Source organism: Chitinophaga eiseniae (genome assembly GCF_012641265.1).
GTDB classification, from domain to species: domain Bacteria; phylum Bacteroidota; class Bacteroidia; order Chitinophagales; family Chitinophagaceae; genus Chitinophaga; species Chitinophaga eiseniae_A.
In genome coordinates, this window is the sequence record NZ_JABAHZ010000001.1 from 517807 (window position 1) to 535675 (window position 17869).

Annotated in this window: 19 protein-coding genes; 9 read left to right on the forward strand and 10 right to left on the reverse strand. The window is 47.4% G+C overall.

Translation table 11 applies throughout. The annotated features are described in order from the left end of the window. Positions 1–1518, reverse strand: coding sequence for a hypothetical protein (locus HGH91_RS01945; RefSeq protein WP_168736771.1), 1518 nt, complete (start codon positions 1516–1518; stop codon positions 1–3). A gap of 421 nt (positions 1519–1939) precedes the next feature. Between HGH91_RS01945 and HGH91_RS01950 the strand changes: the two genes are divergently transcribed. The 4 genes from HGH91_RS01950 to HGH91_RS01965 all read left to right on the forward strand — a co-directional run bounded on the left by HGH91_RS01950 (position 1940) and on the right by HGH91_RS01965 (position 4771). Then, positions 1940–2776: a hypothetical protein gene (locus HGH91_RS01950; RefSeq protein ID WP_168736772.1), complete on the forward strand. Its 837-nt coding sequence runs from the start codon at positions 1940–1942 to the stop codon at positions 2774–2776. Positions 2777–2829: 53 nt separating this feature from the next. Continuing rightward, on the forward strand, positions 2830–3615 hold the full coding sequence (locus HGH91_RS01955) for a helix-turn-helix domain-containing protein (protein ID WP_168736773.1): 786 nt from the start codon (positions 2830–2832) through the stop codon (positions 3613–3615). A gap of 64 nt (positions 3616–3679) precedes the next feature. After that, on the forward strand, positions 3680–4231 hold the full coding sequence (locus HGH91_RS01960; RefSeq protein WP_168736774.1) for a dihydrofolate reductase family protein: 552 nt from the start codon (positions 3680–3682) through the stop codon (positions 4229–4231). 123 nt (positions 4232–4354) lie between these two features. Beyond that, on the forward strand, positions 4355–4771 hold the full coding sequence (locus HGH91_RS01965; RefSeq protein WP_168736775.1) for a DUF4345 domain-containing protein: 417 nt from the start codon (positions 4355–4357) through the stop codon (positions 4769–4771). 32 nt (positions 4772–4803) lie between these two features. Here HGH91_RS01965 and HGH91_RS01970 read toward each other — a convergent pair whose 3' ends face one another. After that, entirely contained in the window at positions 4804–5373 is a 570-nt protein-coding gene (locus HGH91_RS01970) for a GNAT family N-acetyltransferase (protein WP_168736776.1), read from the reverse strand. A 172-nt stretch (positions 5374–5545) separates the two neighbouring features. Between HGH91_RS01970 and HGH91_RS01975 the strand changes: the two genes are divergently transcribed. After that, entirely contained in the window at positions 5546–6067 is a 522-nt protein-coding gene (locus HGH91_RS01975; RefSeq protein ID WP_168736777.1) for a GNAT family N-acetyltransferase, read from the forward strand. A gap of 19 nt (positions 6068–6086) precedes the next feature. On the opposite strand, the gene HGH91_RS01980 is transcribed toward HGH91_RS01975, so the two are convergent. Continuing rightward, positions 6087–6674 carry a Crp/Fnr family transcriptional regulator gene (locus HGH91_RS01980; RefSeq protein WP_168736778.1) on the reverse strand — a complete coding sequence of 196 codons (588 nt, stop codon included), beginning with the start codon at positions 6672–6674 and terminating at the stop codon, positions 6087–6089. A 125-nt stretch (positions 6675–6799) separates the two neighbouring features. Between HGH91_RS01980 and HGH91_RS01985 the strand changes: the two genes are divergently transcribed. Further along, a complete protein-coding gene (locus HGH91_RS01985) occupies positions 6800–7693 on the forward strand; it encodes an SDR family oxidoreductase (protein WP_168736779.1) in 894 nt (297 codons plus the stop codon). Between the two features lie 33 nt (positions 7694–7726). Here HGH91_RS01985 and HGH91_RS01990 read toward each other — a convergent pair whose 3' ends face one another. Both HGH91_RS01990 and HGH91_RS01995 read right to left on the reverse strand, forming a co-directional pair. Next, positions 7727–7930 (reverse strand): hypothetical protein, encoded by a 204-nt coding sequence (locus HGH91_RS01990; protein ID WP_247651634.1) that lies wholly within the window; start codon positions 7928–7930, stop codon positions 7727–7729. 84 nt (positions 7931–8014) lie between these two features. Next, positions 8015–8479, reverse strand: a complete 465-nt coding sequence (locus tag HGH91_RS01995) for an ankyrin repeat domain-containing protein (RefSeq protein ID WP_168736781.1) — start codon at positions 8477–8479, stop codon at positions 8015–8017. Between the two features lie 97 nt (positions 8480–8576). On the opposite strand from HGH91_RS01995, the gene HGH91_RS02000 reads away from it, so the two are divergent. Next, positions 8577–9509 (forward strand): Dyp-type peroxidase, encoded by a 933-nt coding sequence (locus tag HGH91_RS02000; RefSeq protein ID WP_168736782.1) that lies wholly within the window; start codon positions 8577–8579, stop codon positions 9507–9509. Between the two features lie 90 nt (positions 9510–9599). Further along, positions 9600–10193: a hypothetical protein gene (locus HGH91_RS02005; protein ID WP_168736783.1), complete on the forward strand. Its 594-nt coding sequence runs from the start codon at positions 9600–9602 to the stop codon at positions 10191–10193. A 72-nt stretch (positions 10194–10265) separates the two neighbouring features. Here the strand turns inward: HGH91_RS02005 and HGH91_RS02010 are convergent, their stop codons facing one another. From HGH91_RS02010 to HGH91_RS02020, 3 genes are all read right to left on the reverse strand, one after another. Beyond that, entirely contained in the window at positions 10266–11888 is a 1623-nt protein-coding gene (locus HGH91_RS02010; protein WP_168736784.1) for a RagB/SusD family nutrient uptake outer membrane protein, read from the reverse strand. Positions 11889–11907: 19 nt separating this feature from the next. Beyond that, positions 11908–15084: a TonB-dependent receptor gene (locus HGH91_RS02015; RefSeq protein WP_168736785.1), complete on the reverse strand. Its 3177-nt coding sequence runs from the start codon at positions 15082–15084 to the stop codon at positions 11908–11910. Positions 15085–15306: 222 nt separating this feature from the next. Then, positions 15307–16281: a FecR family protein gene (locus HGH91_RS02020; protein ID WP_168736786.1), complete on the reverse strand. Its 975-nt coding sequence runs from the start codon at positions 16279–16281 to the stop codon at positions 15307–15309. A 184-nt stretch (positions 16282–16465) separates the two neighbouring features. Between HGH91_RS02020 and HGH91_RS02025 the strand changes: the two genes are divergently transcribed. Then, positions 16466–17017: an RNA polymerase sigma-70 factor gene (locus HGH91_RS02025; RefSeq protein ID WP_168736787.1), complete on the forward strand. Its 552-nt coding sequence runs from the start codon at positions 16466–16468 to the stop codon at positions 17015–17017. A gap of 68 nt (positions 17018–17085) precedes the next feature. Here HGH91_RS02025 and HGH91_RS02030 read toward each other — a convergent pair whose 3' ends face one another. Together HGH91_RS02030 and HGH91_RS02035 are read right to left on the reverse strand one after the other, a co-directional pair. After that, a complete protein-coding gene (locus HGH91_RS02030) occupies positions 17086–17346 on the reverse strand; it encodes a DUF6755 family protein (protein WP_168736788.1) in 261 nt (86 codons plus the stop codon). After that, positions 17343–17867, reverse strand: coding sequence for a Rieske (2Fe-2S) protein (locus HGH91_RS02035; RefSeq protein ID WP_168736789.1), 525 nt, complete (start codon positions 17865–17867; stop codon positions 17343–17345). The genes HGH91_RS02030 and HGH91_RS02035 overlap by 4 nt, the downstream gene beginning before the upstream one ends. Between the last annotated feature and the right edge of the window lie 2 nt (positions 17868–17869).

Below are 17869 nucleotides of genomic sequence, written 5' to 3' on the forward strand. Positions count from 1 at the left end.
TTACATATTTTGACGGGTTCTGAAAATGGCACTTCCCACGCCGTTCAGGAGTGATTGTACCCTTACATCAATAGATAGCGACACGAATGGAGATCCGTGGAATCTGAGGTTATCCTTTGCAGTGGTAGGATTTATTGGTTCGCGGTAATACAGGTAAAAGCCGCTATTGACTTTGAGCCATGGCCATAATTTTATGCCTGTGCCCAATATCAGTGCCTGGCCACCGATAAGCCCTCTTCTTACACTGTCTTTGGCAACAGCATCTACAGAAATGCCGATAAGGAAAGAAAGCCTGGAGCGAACTATAGGTCCAAAGCCTCTATATTCCCGCAACGGGATGGAATCATCCAATGGAGATAATGCTACCTGTACACCTATATATGGATTTACCCGGCCAATGCCCCAAACATAAGCGAGGCCTAAGTCGGAAGCGATAAATTGGCTCGCCTGCTTCACAAATTCTTCGGGGTAGGTACAGGCCAGCACGCCCTGTAGTTTGATGGAACTGGCGATTAAGCTGTAAGTTAAATACCTGTTGGCTGCATCGCGGGATTCAATTGCGGCTTTGAGATTTTTCGCTATGAGCCCATAGGTCCCGCTCACAGATAAACTGCTGTCTTTAGGAATGACGTGATAAAGCTGCGCCATAATGGCTGGGATATCTGGTTCTTTAATAGCTGACCAGTTAACCTGCATCATGCTATTGGTAGCCTGCGCAACAAAATTATTCTTGGCAACTTTTTTAAGAGAGTCATTCAGAAGGGCATCTCTGCTTATCTCCTCAATCCGGATAGCTGCAGTGGCAATGTTATTATACATTTCTGCATAGCCGTGTAATTGGCTGATGATATCCTTATCTGATAGTTCGAGGGTATAGTCCTTGTTAATTTTTCGGGCGGTGCTGAGTGCATTTTCTCTTATCGCTCTTACAAAGTTAGAGAATGTTTGGTCAAAAGGAATGTGAGGATTAGCCACATTGACTTTGGCAAAATTGTTCAGCAATGCAGGGATGGCATCATTGCTTACCAGCGCGGCCAATACAGCAGCCGATTCTGCATCCGTCAATGCTTTCTTGCTGTAAGTGTTTATTTGTATGAAATAATCTGTACTGGGCTTAAGTGTGATCAGATGGGGTATTATTACCTGGGTGCCGGTATCGGCGAAGTTAACGTTCCGGGTAACAGAGTCCACCAGGATAGGCGTCAGGGTGTTGTCCAGCAGCACATCATTGGAAAGGAAAATTCTTTTTCCATTTACTCCTTTTCCTTTCTTAGTTAAGCCCGCTTCCTTTATTAGCTTCCGGTAATTGGTAACGCCTACCGGGTAGATAGTAGCGGAAATAGCGGTTACCTCCGGCCTAATATGTACCAGCTTTAGCTGGAAGGCCCTGTCGAATGGTACTTTTCCATCCAGTGCTTCGGGACGGTCGAAGTCGTATACTACCTGTTGCCCATATATTTTTCCGAAAGAGAAAATACAGAGCAGCAGGAAAATACTTTTAAGATAGGTATTGGTCATTGTCGGGGAAGATTGAAGTGATACTTAGGTTTTGGGAAATACTTAAATACTTACGTGCGAAGCCATTTATTTCATAACGCTACATGATTTGCTGTTATTGAGGTAACGTTTAATTTATAGGGAATAATTGAATGCTGCCAGCACCTCCGTAAATGTTGCACTTTGCTCTACAGCAGCAGTGTTAATTGGAGTTAAAGTTTAGGTATCGGTGAATAGGATTTATATCATCCTCGCTGAAGTTACAAAAAATAAAAAATATAAATAAAATAAATTTTTCGGGTGATGCTTGCCAGGAACAGGTAGATGTCCTGGGTTGATCTTACAGCACACAGTATCGGTTATGGAATATCTTGCTGGTTGTAACTTTTTTATTTTCAATGATTTACCTTAGTTTTGCGGATGGTTTAAAAAGATTGTGCGCATGCCTTTGATAAAAGTTTTAATCACTGTAAAAAGTTACCCCACTATATCTTCCCATTACGATGAGCAGGTAAGCATTGCCGGTTTCACGCCAGATGGGATCTTCATCAGGATATATCCTATCCCGTTTTCAAAAAAATTATACGAAGAGCAATACCAGTTGTACGATTGGATAGAGATGGACCTGGTGCGGCATCCTAGGGATTTCAGAATGGAGAGTTTCAGGCCGGCTTCAGCAGAAGCACCGGTAAAGAAAATTGGACACCTGGGAATAGAAGATCACTGGAGCGAAAGAAGAGCAGTGGTATTAAAAACTGTTTATCACAACCTGTCTACCTTACTGATGGAAGCCAAACATGAAGCATTCTATACTTCGCTGGCAGTGTTTAAACCCACCCGCATATTGGGTTTCCTGGTAGAAGAAACAGGCCGGGACTGGGACCGGCAACAATTGCAAAGGTTGGCGGATGAGAAAGAAAGCGGGCAGGTGACTGAACAACCGGAAGATCCTTTTACAGTGATGCCTAAGTTGCCCTACAAATTTTCCTTCCGTTTTACAGATGATAAAAATGAGGAAATTACCTTGCCGGTAGAGGACTGGCAACTGGCGTCCCTGTACTGGAAAAGCCTGAAAGCATCCGGTGGAGTGGACAAGGAGCAGAAAGCTATCAACCAGGTAAGAAAGAAATACCTGCAGGAGTATGCACGAAATACAGACCTGCATTTTTTCCTGGGCACTACCCAAAATGCGCATGCCAGCCTGAAGCAACCATTTACCATTGTAGGGCTATTTCATCCTACCATGCCGCCGGCAGTGATACAGGGGAGTTTGTTTTAGCGCAGGGTAATGCTTATCTTTCTGACAGGTTGTAACCGCAAACTTGTACGGCAGTGAATATACAATCCTTGTTACCACCCGCAGCGCTGTCTTCTTATGTAAGAAGTATCATGGTCATTGAACATCCGCAGGACCGGACCGGTTTTGTATTGCCATTGTATGCCAATGGCACGCCAACGCTGGTGTTTCAAAGCACCCGGGGCCAGCGCAACGGTAGCCAGGTAGGACATATCAGCGTGTATGGACAGGCAGTGGCGCCCACCAATCTTTTTATCCGGGAACGTTTTGTACTCATTGCCTACTTCCTCCATCCTTATGCCATTAAAGCCATACTGGGTGTCACCGCAAGTGAATTGACCAATACACTGGCAGATGTGAACGATCTGAAGCCGGCAAGGGCTATCAGCCTGCAGGAACAATTGCTCAATGCGTCTTCTATTGCAGAACAATTAAAACTCATCAATGCCTTCCTGTTGCAGCGCATAGCCAACGACTGTATCGACTATAGTCGTATCGCTTTTGCTACCGCTACCCTGCAAAAAGATGCAAGTGCAGAAGCGTTAGGCAAACTGAGGGATCAGCTGTTTAGTACCGAAAGATCGGTGCAACGGTTATTCGAAGACCAGGTGGGCATTTCTCCTAAGCTCTATAAAAGGATCTGCCAGTTCCATATGGCCTTTCAACAGCTTAATCATTTTGATTTTACTAAGCTAAGCGATATCGCCTATCGCAATGGCTTTTCCGATCAGAGCCATTTTATCCGGGTATTTAAAGAATTTACCGGTATGAGCCCTAAAGACTACCTGGCATTACGCACTGGTTACACGGCCGAAGAATGATTTTGTCGGGTCCATTCTATTTTAACCTCGCCACCCGGGCTAATTTTGGTTAAAACTTAAAACAATGAGAAAGATAATTGCTACTGAATGGATGTCCCTGGATGGCATCTTCGACGCTACCCTGATGGCCGAATGGTTCAACCCTTATCACAGCGACAGCCGCGCTGCGCTCATCAGCGAAAACATTCATAATTGTTCCGCGATGCTGTACGGACGGAATACCTACCAGATGTTGTATCCGTACTGGTCGGCCTTTAAAAACAATGAAATGGGCGTAGCCGATAAGCTCAACAAAACCCCTAAGTATGTGGTGTCGGGTACTATGGAGGAAGCCGCCTGGGAAAACTCCACCATTATCAATGAAGACATTATCGAAACACTGAAAGCGTTGAAAGCATCTGACGAAGGAAATATACTGGTACAGGGCAGCGGTACTTTGGTGCGTAGCTTGCTGGCCGCCGGGCTGCTGGATGAATTAAAAGTAATGATACAGCCACATATCATGGGCAATGGCTTACGCTTTTTTACAGATGACATGTCCACCAGCCTGCAATGCAAGCAGGTAAAGGAACTGGACAAGGGGGTAGTTGAAATTACTTATGTACCGGCAGTATAAGCATAAGGCGTTGTTTGATACTTCATACCTGGGGAGCGCCTTTTTTCTGACATAAATCTTTGTCCATATCAAGATTTATCTACCGGCATCCACCCACATTTGCAGTATCAAAAACAACAAGCAATGAAACATACTCGTGCAAGCATTATCCTGTCCCGCATTTACCTCTTTTTTTCTGCCGCAAGCCTCCTGATGGTGAGCCTGATGGCCTTTTCTAATCCCCAGTCGGTAATGGACCTGGTGCAGGTAAAGCTACCTAATAACGATGCATTCAGCTCTATACGAGGCGTATATGGCGGCGTGGGACTCACCATTGCCCTGGCGCTGGTACGTTGGGCATTGAAGGACGTGCAACAGGGCGTTACTTTTGCAAGTGTACTATGGGGACTTTACGCGATATCAAGGCTCATCACCATTTCAATGGAAGGCCCGCTGGGCGCGTTCGGAACGCAATGGCTCGTGATTGAAAGTGTGCTTTGTATACTGGGCGTCTCTCTATTAGCAGCACTTCGCCGGCCGGTGGCCCAACTCCATCATTGATAACGCAGGAGCCGGATACCTTAATAAGAAGGCTATCCGGCTCCTGTATTGGCGTTGGTATCCAGCAGGAAGACGTATTCCAGTCCATCGGTTTCATCTATCACTTCATCTACTTTCATAAAGCCTAATCCCTGAACCAGGGTTAACGACGCTATATTTTCCGGCGCTACCGACGCAATAAAACGATGTATGCCGGAGGTCTCCAGGGCCCAATGCATAAGGCTGGTAATGGCTTCCCGTGCGTATCCCCGGCGTTGGTAGTCAGCATAAATCTCATATCCCATCTCTGCGGCGTTTTCCCGGTAAAATTTGTCCGCAGGCGACGAGGGTCTGCTGTGAAATCGTATCAGGCCAATCATTTTCATTTCCGCTTTCAGGATAATAGCCCGGGATGCCCAGGGCGTGTAGGCAGCATCTTGTTGCAGCTGGCGCTGGTCATGTTCCAAAGCACTGGGTGTATCCAGCAGTTCGGGCGAAACAGGAACGCCCAGTAACTGCCCGGCAGTTGCCGGATCATGCGCAAGGCAGGCCTGGGTAGCTGCTGTGCCGAGCAGTCGTAATATTAATCGCGGTGTTACAATGTCACCTGGAACAGTAAGCATCTATCTGGTGTTTTCTCTTTAATATAAATATAATAATTGAATGGCGCATATGGGCCAATTACCCGGCGGAAATATTGGCCTGCGACGGGGGATTGGACTACCCATTTTATTACAATTGGCCCACCGATGTAATCTTCTGCGGGGGTAGCTTTGTACAAATCTTAGTGACAGTATGGAACAGATAATGATACACAAAGCTTCGTTGGAAGACATGGCTACGATACAGGGGATCGGGCGGCAAACTTTCTTTGAAACCTTTGCCCAGGGCAATACCGGGGAAGATATGAATAAATACCTGGAAGATCATTTTAGTGAGGCTAAAATTACGGCCGAATTGAATCACCCGGAATCACTTTTTTTTATTGCCAGAGAAGGGACCGAAGTGGTGGGCTACCTGAAGTTGAACACCGGCCAGGCGCAAACGGAATTGCGGGAGAAAGAAGGGATGGAGATAGAACGCATCTATGTGAAAAGCGCGTACCATGGAAAGAAGGTAGGACAATTATTATATGACAAAGCGTTGGAAATAGCGAAGCTACAGGGAAAGTCTTATCTCTGGCTGGGTGTATGGGAGGAGAATCCCAGGGCCATCCGCTTTTATGAAAAAAATGGATTTGTCGTTTTCGACAAACATATTTTTAAAGTAGGAAATGATGAACAAACAGATCTCATGATGAAAAAAGTGTTGCGCTAAAGCAACGCAATGATCTGCTTTACGATGACTTCACCATGCGTTGCGCATGCCTGATCCGGCTGAGTGTTTCCCGGGAAACGCCCAGGTAGGAGGCGATCAGGTGTAATGGGAGACGGTTGGCCAGCTGTGGAAAGGTAGCGACAAATTCCTGGTATTTTTCTTCAGAGGTAGCGCTGATATGCATGCGTATCCTTTCCTGGCTGGCATTGAGGCTATTGGAAACAATACGGATAGAATAAGCTTTTAAAGCAGGAATGTTGTCCATCAGCTTATTGAAATTATCGCGTGTCCATAACAGTACTTGGGTATCCTCAATGGCTTCTATGTAATATTTCGACGGCGTTTGATGCATATAGCTTTCATGATCGGTAAGCCAGGTTTGCTCTGGTGCAAAGCGCATAATATGTTCCGAGCCATCGGATTTCAGCAGGTAAGATTTCAGCAGGCCTTTTGTAATAAATATTTTGTAGAGGCATACTTCTCCTTCTTCCAGCAGCAGCTGTCTGCGGCGCACTTTTTTCGTAACAGATAACGATAATATTTGTTGCAGCTCCTCTTGGGTAAGCGGCATCACAGATCGGAGGTAGTTTTCGAAAATGTCAGACATGGGTAACGGTTTTATATGGTTGACCGGTACAAAGGTAGGGCAAATGACCTTGAAAAATTGTGTCAAATGTCCTTGTAATGGCGTGGTCTTCCGCTGCAAATTTGTAGTTGATCAAAATTACATTTATGCGTGTTTTTGTTACAGGAGCTACGGGGTTTATTGGTACTGCTGTAGTACAGGAGTTATTGCAGGCTGGTCACGAGGTAACCGGGCTGGCGCGTTCGGATGCCGCTGCCCGGTTGTTGGAAGCAGCAGGAGCGGCGGTACACCGCGGTGATATTAACGATAGGGATAGCCTGCAAAGCGGTGCTGCCGCGGCGGATGGGGTCATCCATCTGGCCTTTATTCATGATTTTGCCAACTTTGAAGCCAGTTGTGAAGCCGATCGCGGCGCTATCAGCGCCCTGGGAGCTGCGCTGGAAGGCAGTCACCGGCCATTGCTGATAACGTCCGGAACATCGCTGGTGCATACTGGCGATATCGCTACAGAAAATGATGTATCGGCGGCCTCCCCGCGCACTATTCCACGGGCTGCTTCGGAGGAGTTGGCACTTTCCCTTGTTGCACGTGGTGTGCGTGCCTCCATTGTACGGCTGCCCCCAACGGTACATGGTGAGGGCGATCATGGTTTTGTACCTGCACTCATCAACATTGCGCGGGAAAAAGGCGTGGCGGCGTTTATCGGCGATGGCAGTAATCGCTGGCCTGCCGTGCATCGCTTTGATGCGGCGCGGGTATTCCGGCTCGTACTGGAAAAAGGCGCTGCCGGCGCGAGATATCATGCAGTGGCGGAAGAAGGTATCCCTACCCGCGATATTGCGGCTATGATAGGGAAGGGGCTACAGTTACCCGCGGAATCTACGTCGCCGGAGGCTGCGCCGGATCATTTCGGCTGGATGGCCCGTTTCTTTTCGCTGGATGTACCGGCCTCGGGTAAACTAACCCGGGAACAGCTGGGGTGGCAGCCTGCACATCCTACGCTCATGGCCGACCTCGACCGGCCCGTTTATTTTAAATAACGTATAGCCCTTCAGGTAGCCTGGAGGGCTTTTTTATTTGGTCGCCTTTGTTTTCTTTACCCAAAGCCATACTGTCCATATTACCGTAATACCAAAAAGGATCGCCAGCGGTATATAGTACTGACGGAAGAAGTCATGAAAGTACGCACCCACGATAACGTAAATACTTGCCACGCATAGTTTGAAAGGAATAAATTCTGCATTTGTCCAGGTGGTTTTATTTTTCAGGAAGCTCATATGTTTAATTGGTGCTTTATGCAATGAAAACGTTATAATAATATTCAAGTGCCTGTTAACTACGCATGATATTTTTGTAAATAGTCATCTCTCCCCCTTTCGAAACTGGATTTTACTATCTATTCCAGGTACGACTTCTCTGAAGAAGCCCAACAATTCATCAAATCCTTCTTGGTTGGCGCTATATGAGTTTAGTAATTCAAGTGCTGTTTCGCCGCCTGAAACCTGTTTTACCGGGTCTGCACCTGCCTGAATTAAAAGGTCGATTATTTTCATTATTTCCGGTGTAGGTCGATCCAGGTTGCATTGTATCATACCATCAATTGCCAGATCAAGTGCATGATGTAGAGGTGTCCAGCCCGCGTAAACTTCCAAATTTACATCCGCGCCAATCCGGATCAGGAAATCTACTACATCGGGGTGCCCGCCTTCAATGGCCACCTGGATAGGGTGCATGCCACCTTCTTCTGCTGGTGTGTTAACGATAGTGGTGTGAAAATGGCGTTTGACCATTTCAAGGTTTCCATCGAAGATGTAGGAGTTCAACATAGCGATAGCAAATTTTATTCAACAATATACGATGTTTGTATTTTCGATTGAATAAGCAATTCAAAGAAAATTATACATTAGCACAATAAATGCAGATATGAATCCTAAACCGCAAAACGTATTAGATGATGGTGGTATCAACACCATATTCATGGTGTGGAACTTCAAAGACGAGATAGCCGTTGGCAATATTTTTAAAGATATCTGTGCGCTGGTTGTCAACCTGAATCATTCTGCCTATACCCGTTTCCCCACTGGTGGCGTCAGTTGTGTAATGGGTATTGGTTATGACGCCTGGAATAAATTGCAGCTGCCAGCGCCGCTTCCGAAAGAGCTGGAAAATTTTGCTCCTATCGCCGGCCAGCAGCATACCGCGGTGGCTACGAGAGGCGATTTACATTTTCACCTGCGGGGAACGAATAGCAGCATTTGCTACGACATGGCGGCCGCCATCACTGATATACTGGCGCCGGTAGCCGTTGCCGCAGAAGAGGTACACGGTTTCCGTTACTGGGATGGCCGTTCTATCCTGGGCTTTGTAGATGGTACAGAAAACCCGCATGGAGAAGACCGCGCTTACTTTGGCCTCATTGGCGATGCCGATCCTGCGTATAAAGGAGGCAGCTATTTATTTGTACAGAAATATATACATGACCTCAAAGCCTTTAATCATTTGCCGGTAACAGAGCAGGAGAAGGTATTTGGCCGTTATAAATCTACCGATATCGAAATGCCTGATGAGGTGAAGCCTAAAAATGCGCATACGGCCGTGGCGAATATCGGTGATGACTTCAAAATTATCCGCGATAATATGCCTTTCGGGAATATGTCTACCAATGAAATGGGCACCTACTTTATCGCCTATGCCAGCACTTTCAGCACGGTAAAGAAGATGTTGCAAAACATGTTTATAGGAGAGCCGGCAGGGAATTACGACCGCTTGCTGGATTTCAGTACTGCCCAAACAGGCAGTTTATTTTTTGTGCCAACCTTGGATATGCTGGACGCTTTTTCTTCTGATGGCGATTGATGCAGGATATATTTAAGTTGATTTTAATGTTAGCCCTGGGCGAAATAGCGGGAAGCTTCGTATTTTCCCGCGTAAATTTTTATTATTGATATGAATGAAAACCCTTTAGTTCCCGGGAAAGCGCTGAGAGGCGTTGCCGGCGGCCTGCTGCTAATGGCGGCATTTACCTTTTTCTGGCTGCGTTTAGCCTCCCTTGGATTACCTGCTGCTTATGGAAATGTTTTATTGGCAATAGCCATCCTGTTTGGCGTACTGTTACTTGGTTTCGCCATTTACCTGTATAAAATTGCGGCAGCTTTTCCCAAAGTAACCAGCGAAGAAGATAAAGCAGAGGAAAAGAGAACAGGAAAATGGTTTGGTATTATTTTCGGGGGAGAAGGGGTAGCTATTTTCCTCACCTGTACTGTGCTCTCCAGCCTGGGGCTTCAGCAATATGTTATCCCTGCCATTGCATTGATAGTGGGACTGCACTTTTACCCAATGGGCTGGGTGTTTAAGCGTAAGCTCGACTACTACACCGCTACCTGGACCTGCCTGGTAGCATTGGCCGGAATCTGGCTTACCTTTCGCCAGGCCAGCCAGGAATCAGTGGTAGTACTGGTGGGACTGGGTACCGCTTTGGCTACCCTTACTTACGGATTGAACATGATGCGGGAGGGATATAAACTGAGCAGAAAGCACTGATCACAAAGTTATCTGGTTGAAAAAGCAGGCCGGCTCTTATCTGGAGACGGCCTGCTTTTTTAATAGCGTTGATTACCAGTTCGGGTTTTGTTGCATATTTGGATTGGCATTGATTTCTACCAGCGGAATAGGCCAAACGTAATCGCGGGCAGGGTTGAATTTGCGCTGCTCTACTACAACGGCCTTGCCTGTGGAAGGATCTACAGCACCTTCCGCCGCCTGATTGAGTACAATTTCGGCGGTTTTCCAACGGCGGATATCGTATAGGCGTTGTCCTTCAAATGCCAGTTCCACCTGTCTCTCCCGGCGTATCAATTCCCGCATCTTCGCCTGGGTATTATACTGGTTAATATCTACATTCGGCATTCCCGCCCGGTTGCGGATCATATTGAGGTATTTTACGACATCAGGATTTTGCCAGTCGCCGGTTTCTACCAGCGCTTCCACGTAATCCAGCAATATCTCGGCATAACGGATAATCATGAAATTAAGAGAACCCGCCCAGGGGGTGCCGGCATCTCTCGGATCCACATACTTTTTAATCCAGTAACCGGTTTGGGTCGATTGTGTCTGACCAATCAAATCGGGGCCTCCGGGTGTGAATGGATCCAGCTTGCGGTTAACGAAAGTTTCTCCTGGTACCATAACACTGGCTGCCAGCCTTGGATCCCGGTTTTGCTTGTATTCCGGCTGGCGTTTGTAAATCGCCATACTATCTGCTCCCAATTCACTCAGCGTTTTGCCCTGCAGTGTTTCGTAGGTGTTAACGATAGCCGCGGTAGGGTTGGTAGTGGCCTGGCCTCCCAGGCTTTTGGGCGCGTTCCGGAAAAATGATTCTGTTTGTGCTCCGCGGCGGAACAAGATACGTTCTTTGTTGATGATTCCACTATAGGAGAATAACCCGCTATAGCTGTTGATGGCAGGATCGGAACTGTGATATAGCTCATAGGCATTCAGCGCGATCAGTTTCCTCGCAGCTGCTATACATTTCGTATAGTCGCCTACGTTAATATACAGGATGGTCTGTAAGGCATAGCAGGTGCCTTTGCTCATTCGATAAGCATCGCTTTCGGTATAGGTAGCAGGTAAGCTGGCAGCGGCTGTATCCAGCTCAGCAACGAGGAAATTCACGACTTCTTCCCTGGAGTTCCGTTTCACAAATTGGCCTGCCGGCAGCAGCGACTGGTTCACAATGGGAATAGGGCCATAGAGCAGGAACAGGTCGAGATGATACCAGGCGCGCAGGGCACGGGCTTCCGCAGCATAGCGGGCTTTGCGCGCAGTATCCTCTACATAAGCTTTACGATAGTTTTCGAGAAAACGGCTGGCATTACGGATATAAGAGTAGCTCTTCTGGTATATTGCCTGTACTGAGCCGGTTTGACTGGTAGCCAGGCCTACCGGGTATACCTGCCAATCGCCATAGTTGCCGCGGAACACTGCTTCATCTGTTGTACCTGACAAGTGTATACGGGAGTTGGAGATGTACTCGTAGTCCCCCAGGGTGCCACAGGGCAACCCACCATATATCTGTTCCAGCGCATTTTGCAGATCTATTTCAAGATTCCACCATTTTGGATCCGTGGTGGCAGTAGGGTTGTCGCGTACCAGGAAATCTTTTTTACACGCAGTGATGCCCAGTAGCAGGCAGGCTGCCAGGATATATATTTGTTTGCTGTATTTTCTTTTTTGCATAATCAGAGATGTTAAGAGATCAGAATGTTACATTCAGGCCGGCAGTATACACTTTCATAATCGGGTAGGTGGTCTGGTCTCCCCGGCTTTCCGGATCACCCGCTTTTATCTGGGAAATGGTAAAAGGATTCTGGGCATTGACATATACCCGCACTGTCTTTATTTTGATTTTTCTCTCCAACTTAAAATTATACCCTAGCTGTATGTATCTTACCCGGGTAAATGCGCCATTATAGGCCCAGAAATCAGAACTTTTTTCGTTACCACCCGGCGATGGCAACAAGCGGGGGAACCTGGCGTCGGTGTGCTCAGGTGTCCAGTAGTCAAGATGCCAGGTAAGCGGGGTACCACCTTCTCCTGCCGCGTTAAACGGAAGGGCTATACGTCCGCTATACATCGCCACTACCTTACCCACGGCGGTAATCATCGTTTCAAAATCCAGGTTTTTCCATTTAAGGGAGATGCTGCCGAAGTAGTTGTTATAGGGTTCGGTAGCGCCCAGGGGTACCCGGTCATTATCATCTATTACGCCGTTGTGATCGATATCTGCATAGCGGATATCGCCTGCTGCCTGCCCGGGCAACATAGGAATACCTTTGGCTATATCGCTTTGCTGTATCAATCCCAGGCTCTTGAACCCATAGTATTCCGCTAATGGACCGCCTACCTGGCGGATAATATTACCTTCAATAATAGGCCGCTCCTGCGCCAGTTTCAGCAAAGTGGAGCGGTTGCGGGAATACCCGGCATTGAGGGTAAGGGAGAAATTTTTTGATAACTGCGCATTGTAGGAGGCTTTTATTTCCCAGCCCACATTTTTCATACTGCCAATGTTGACAGGTGTTTTATTGATGGCAGAGGTAAGCGTAGGTTGTGGCGAAAGGATGAGGTCTGTTGTTTTTTTATCATACCAGTCAAATGTGAGATCCAGTTTGTTTTTAAACAGGCTAATATCGGCGCCCAGATCCAGTATCGATACTTTTTCCCAGGTGATGTTGGGATTCCCGAAACTGGCTTCGGTACCATTATAGGTATTGATGGTAGATTGGTAGCTGTAAGGACTGATATTATTATTGCCCAGTTTACCATAGGAGCCACGCAGTTTTAATTCATCCAGGAAAGTGAGCGATTGCATGAATGATTCGCTGCCCAGGTTCCAGCCGGCTGCTATAGAGGGGAAATTGCCCCATTTCCGGTTAGGGGCAAAGAGGGAAGAGCCATCCCGGCGCAGTCCCAGTTCCAGCAGGTATTTATCAGCATAGCTATAGTATACTTTACCGAAATAGGAGTTGAGCGCGATTTCTGTCCAGGTATCAGTATTGTTTAATTCCCTGGAATATCCTGCCAGTGCATTGATACGGTGTTGCCCAAAGGTTTTGGTATAATCGAGGTTACCGCCGGTATAGTAGTAACTGGACCGGTTGGTGGGCCCTGCATCCTTCATATCTGTGAAATCGCGTCCTGTTTTCTGATTGGTGAAATAGTCAAAGAAGATATAGGCGTCGCGGTTGGTTTTGTTGGCGCCGGTAGATACGCGATAGCTGAATTGTCCCTTCAGGCTCAGGCCTGGCAGTATTTCCCATTTTGGACGCAGATTGATCAGCACTTCATCCCGGATACGGTTGATGGTGCCGCCTCTTTCTACATTGGCTACCGGATTCCAGCTTTCGCCATAGGTGCCGTAGTAAGTATAGCCGGGTCTTTCCGGCTTATCGGGATATTTGGAGGCAATGTTGGGAGGAGCGGTGTACACCCAGCTAAGAATACCGCTGGTACTCCTTCCCCAGGCATAAGGTTCCTGTTGCTGATCACGCGCAGCGAAGAGATCCATGAACACCACAAAGTTTTTCCGGAGATCTACACTGGTATTTGCTCTCACAGTACCGCGATTGAACGACGAGTTCTGGATCATGCCCTGTTGACTCAGGTAGTTGGCTGTAAGGGCAAAACGGGCCGCGCTGTTGCCACCGGACACCGACAGGGAATGTTGCTGTATGGACGACTGCTGGCGCATCACTTCTTCCCGCCAGTGGGTATCGGGATATTTCACCGGATCACTGTGGTCGGCCGTCTGTTTAATCACGTCGTCTGTGTATAAAGGATCTCCTCCGTTGTTTCGCAATGCTTCATTACTCATACGCATATACGTAGCTGCATCTACAAAGTGCGGAGTGAAAGTGGGTGACTGGAATCCCGTGTAGCCGTTGTATTGCACATTTACCACACCAGGCGCACCTCTCTTGGTGGTAATGATGATTACTCCATTACCTGCCCTGGCTCCATACATAGAGGCAGCAGCCGCATCTTTCAGTACGGTAATATTTTCAATGGTATTGGGATCGAGTTTGTTCATATCGAAAGGAACGCCATCTACCAGCACCAGGGGATCAGAACCCAGGAAAGAGCTGACGCCCCGGATTTTGACGGCAGCCGCATCACCTCCAGGCAGCCCTGATGACTGGCTGACATTAATGCCGGTTACGCCGCCCTGTAGTGCCTGCGACAACTGTGTAATGGGTTTATTATTGACATTGGCCATATTCAGGCTGCTGACAGAGGAGGCCAGGTGTTTCACTTTTTGTTCAGAGAAACCTGTTACCACCAGTGTATTCAGGCTGTTTACATTCTCCTCCAGGGAAACGGTCACGTTTCGTTGGCTACCTTTTACGATATACTCTTTTGGCTTATACCCGATGAAACTGAATACCAGGATTTCATCGGCCTGGGTTTTTAATTCAAAGAAACCATCGGCATCGGTTACTACGCCCCGGGTAGTTCCCTTTACAGTAACCGTGGCGCCAGGAATCGGAACGGGTGGTTCCGCCTGGTTCAGCACGCGGCCCCGCAGCAACAGGGTATCTGCATTGGCCGCCAATACCGTTGGTGTGATTAGAATATTGTTTCCCCTTTCTTTCCATTGGTAATGCTGGGGAGCCAATAGGTTGTTCAGGATTTCTTCAACAGAAATATCCTGGAAGGAAGTGGTCACCAGCCCTGCGCCATTTACTTGTGCGGCGTTGTACGCAAAACGTAACGGGGTGGATTGTTCAATCCTGCGCAAAACCTGCAACAGTGGTTCGTTTTTCACCTGCATGGTGAGTTTCATCGTCTTCAGTCGCTGCGCGGAAGCATCGTCCGCCCTCAGACTGGTCACGCTGGCTGTTAAAAGAGCGAGTAGGAGTGATGAGATACGCATGAGCGGAATTAAATTTTGGTTGATGACACGGCATTTTCTTGCCCATGGGCGAAAAAATGCCCGTGCCTTTTCAATTACATGAAATTGCATAGATTTGTACAAGGTTTTGTGTTACGTAATAGAACTCTTAACCGGCCGTCTTGTCTCGAACACAAGGCGGCCTTTTTTTGCGTTGTTGATTTCAGTTTTTTTCGATAAACGTGTTTTAAGAGGTACTTTTTATTATTTCCAATTCAATGTTACCCGCTTGTTCGGGTGGTCTATATGGTAGTTTATATGGTTGACATCGCGAATCATATTCAACAGGTCATCCAGGTGATCGCGGCGATTGACGCTGCCGGTATAACGCTCGTCCATGATACTGGAGTCCTGCACCTGGAAGGTATACCCATACCATTGGGTCAGTATCACGGTCACCTCCCGCAATGCCTGGTTATCAAATAATACTTCCTGGGGTTGCATCTGTTGTAATTGAAGGCGGTTTGCTTTGCCTATTGTACAGGTGCCCGAGTGGGAATGGTATATGAGGCGGTCGGAAGCTTCCAGGGTCCCCAGGGCATCGCGGTCCCGGCTTACGGCTACCTTGCCTTCCAGTACCGTAATAGCTATACTATCGGCCTGACCAGACTGCACGCTGAATGTAGTCCCCAAAACATGGGTGCTAAGCCGTCCGCTATTAACAACAAAAGGTTGCGGCCGGGCCATTACCTCAAAAAGCGCAGTACCTTCCAATACCACCGTTCTTTGGTGGCTGCTGAAATCAGCCGGGTAATGAAGGCGACTATGGGGTTGCAGCCATACTACGGAACTATCAGGTAGGGTAGTGGTAAGGGGCACGTTGGTGGCTTCCATCACCAGCATTTGTTCACTGGCACGACGACCGTGGTATAGAAAATAAAAAAGCATGCTTCCTCCCAATAACAGCAAAATGGCTGCCGCCCGGAACCAACGCTGTTTTCTGCGTATGGAAAAAACCTGCTGTTCTACTGCCTGCAACTGTTGCAGCCCATTTAGTTTGTTTAGTAATGATTGCCGTAATTCCTCCCGTACCTGGCCGGCTCGCTCGCTGCCAGCTTCGAGCCAGTCGGCTCCTGCATCAAAACCTGCATACCAGTTTTCTACCCATTTTTTCTCGGCCAGCGTGACTTCTTCATTCAGGTATTTTTCAATCAGGATCAGCAAAGAGTCTTTATCCATAGGGTGCCTTTTCATAACTAACGAATGAAACAGGCATTACCGCCATTCCGTTTAAAAAAACAATATCATATTGGTTTGCGAGAATATACTATTTGTTGGACGCAGGGGAAAGGGGTACATTAGTTGCATTAAATCAATCTATATCAAACAGGATCAACCATATGACGAAGCCCTGCTTTTCCGTATGCTACTGGATGGAAAGGAGGAGGCGTTCGAAGCCATATATAACGTATATGCGGTCCCGTTACTAAACGCCGCATTCAGGCGTTTGCGCTCTGAAGAAGAAGCGAAAGAAGTAGTACAGGAAGTATTTATCAGCCTCTTTTTGAAAAAAAATGAGATCAAATATGCCGGTAACCTGGGAGGGTATCTACATACCGTGCTGCGTCACCGTATCCTCGATATTTTCCGGGTCGACCTCTTGCATGCTTCCCATCATCAGCAGCTGCGTCAGCAGCAGGAAGGAGCCTGTTACCTGGAAGACCGGCTGGAACGAAAGGAACTGGCGCTTCGCCTGCAACAATGCATTAACCTGTTACCTGATAAGTGCCGGGAGGTATTTATCCTCAGCCGCTATGACGGGCTTTCCTATAAAGCGATTGCCACCCGTCTGAAAATATCTGTCAACACCGTAGAAAAACACGTGGGTAAAGCACTGCGTTTGCTGCGCCTGCAGCTGGGCGACGAAGAAATATTATTGTTGGTATTGGTCATGTGGGGACTAACGACTTATTAATATCCTATCAATAAAAAGCATGCCACCTCAGCATTTGAGGTGGCATGCTTTTTATGGCTACGAGCGGTTCAGGGAAATTCCTTCTTACCCTTCTTATACCCCATCGGTAAAAAATATAACCAAAAGAACCCGATCAGGAATAATACCAATGATGCAATAAAGGCTGGCAGCGCAATATCCCGGTTATCTCCCAGCGCATTGTTAAGGCCGGTATACAACAACCATATCTGCAGGCCGATATTCAAAATAAGAATAATAATCAGCGCAGATATTAGGGTATTGGTTTTATTGGGATGCGCTTTGTTTTGCGCATCTTTGAAGTTACTCATAACGACTCATTTTTAGTTAATTCACCGCTAACCGCTTTCACATATACATCTTCTCCTTTCAGCACTACTTCCAGGGCTGGTAAAGACCTGGGTGGCGGTCCTGCGAGTACTTCGCCGGTCATGGCATCAAAGAAACCTTCATGGCAGGGGCATACGATTTGTCCGCTGCCAGGTTTATAATATACCGCGCAGGAGAGGTGGGTGCATTTTTGCTCATAAGCTCTCCAGCTGTCGTTTTCGAGCCGGATGAGTATATACGGGATGTTGCTTCCCGCGATGGTAAAGGAACGGGTGCCGCCGGTAGGTACGCTGTCGGCTTTGCAAATAAAATGTTCTCCTTTTACTTCTTCCGGTGGAAAGAAATTGGCTTTCACGGCTACGTAGGCGCTACCTGCTGCAAGTCCCCCGGATACCAGGCACAGGAACCGGGCAAAATCGCGGCGACTGATTTTAGTCGCTTCGGTTCTTTCAATGGGAAAGTCCTGTTTCCAGTGCGGTTCCGTAATAGGTTTATCGGACATAT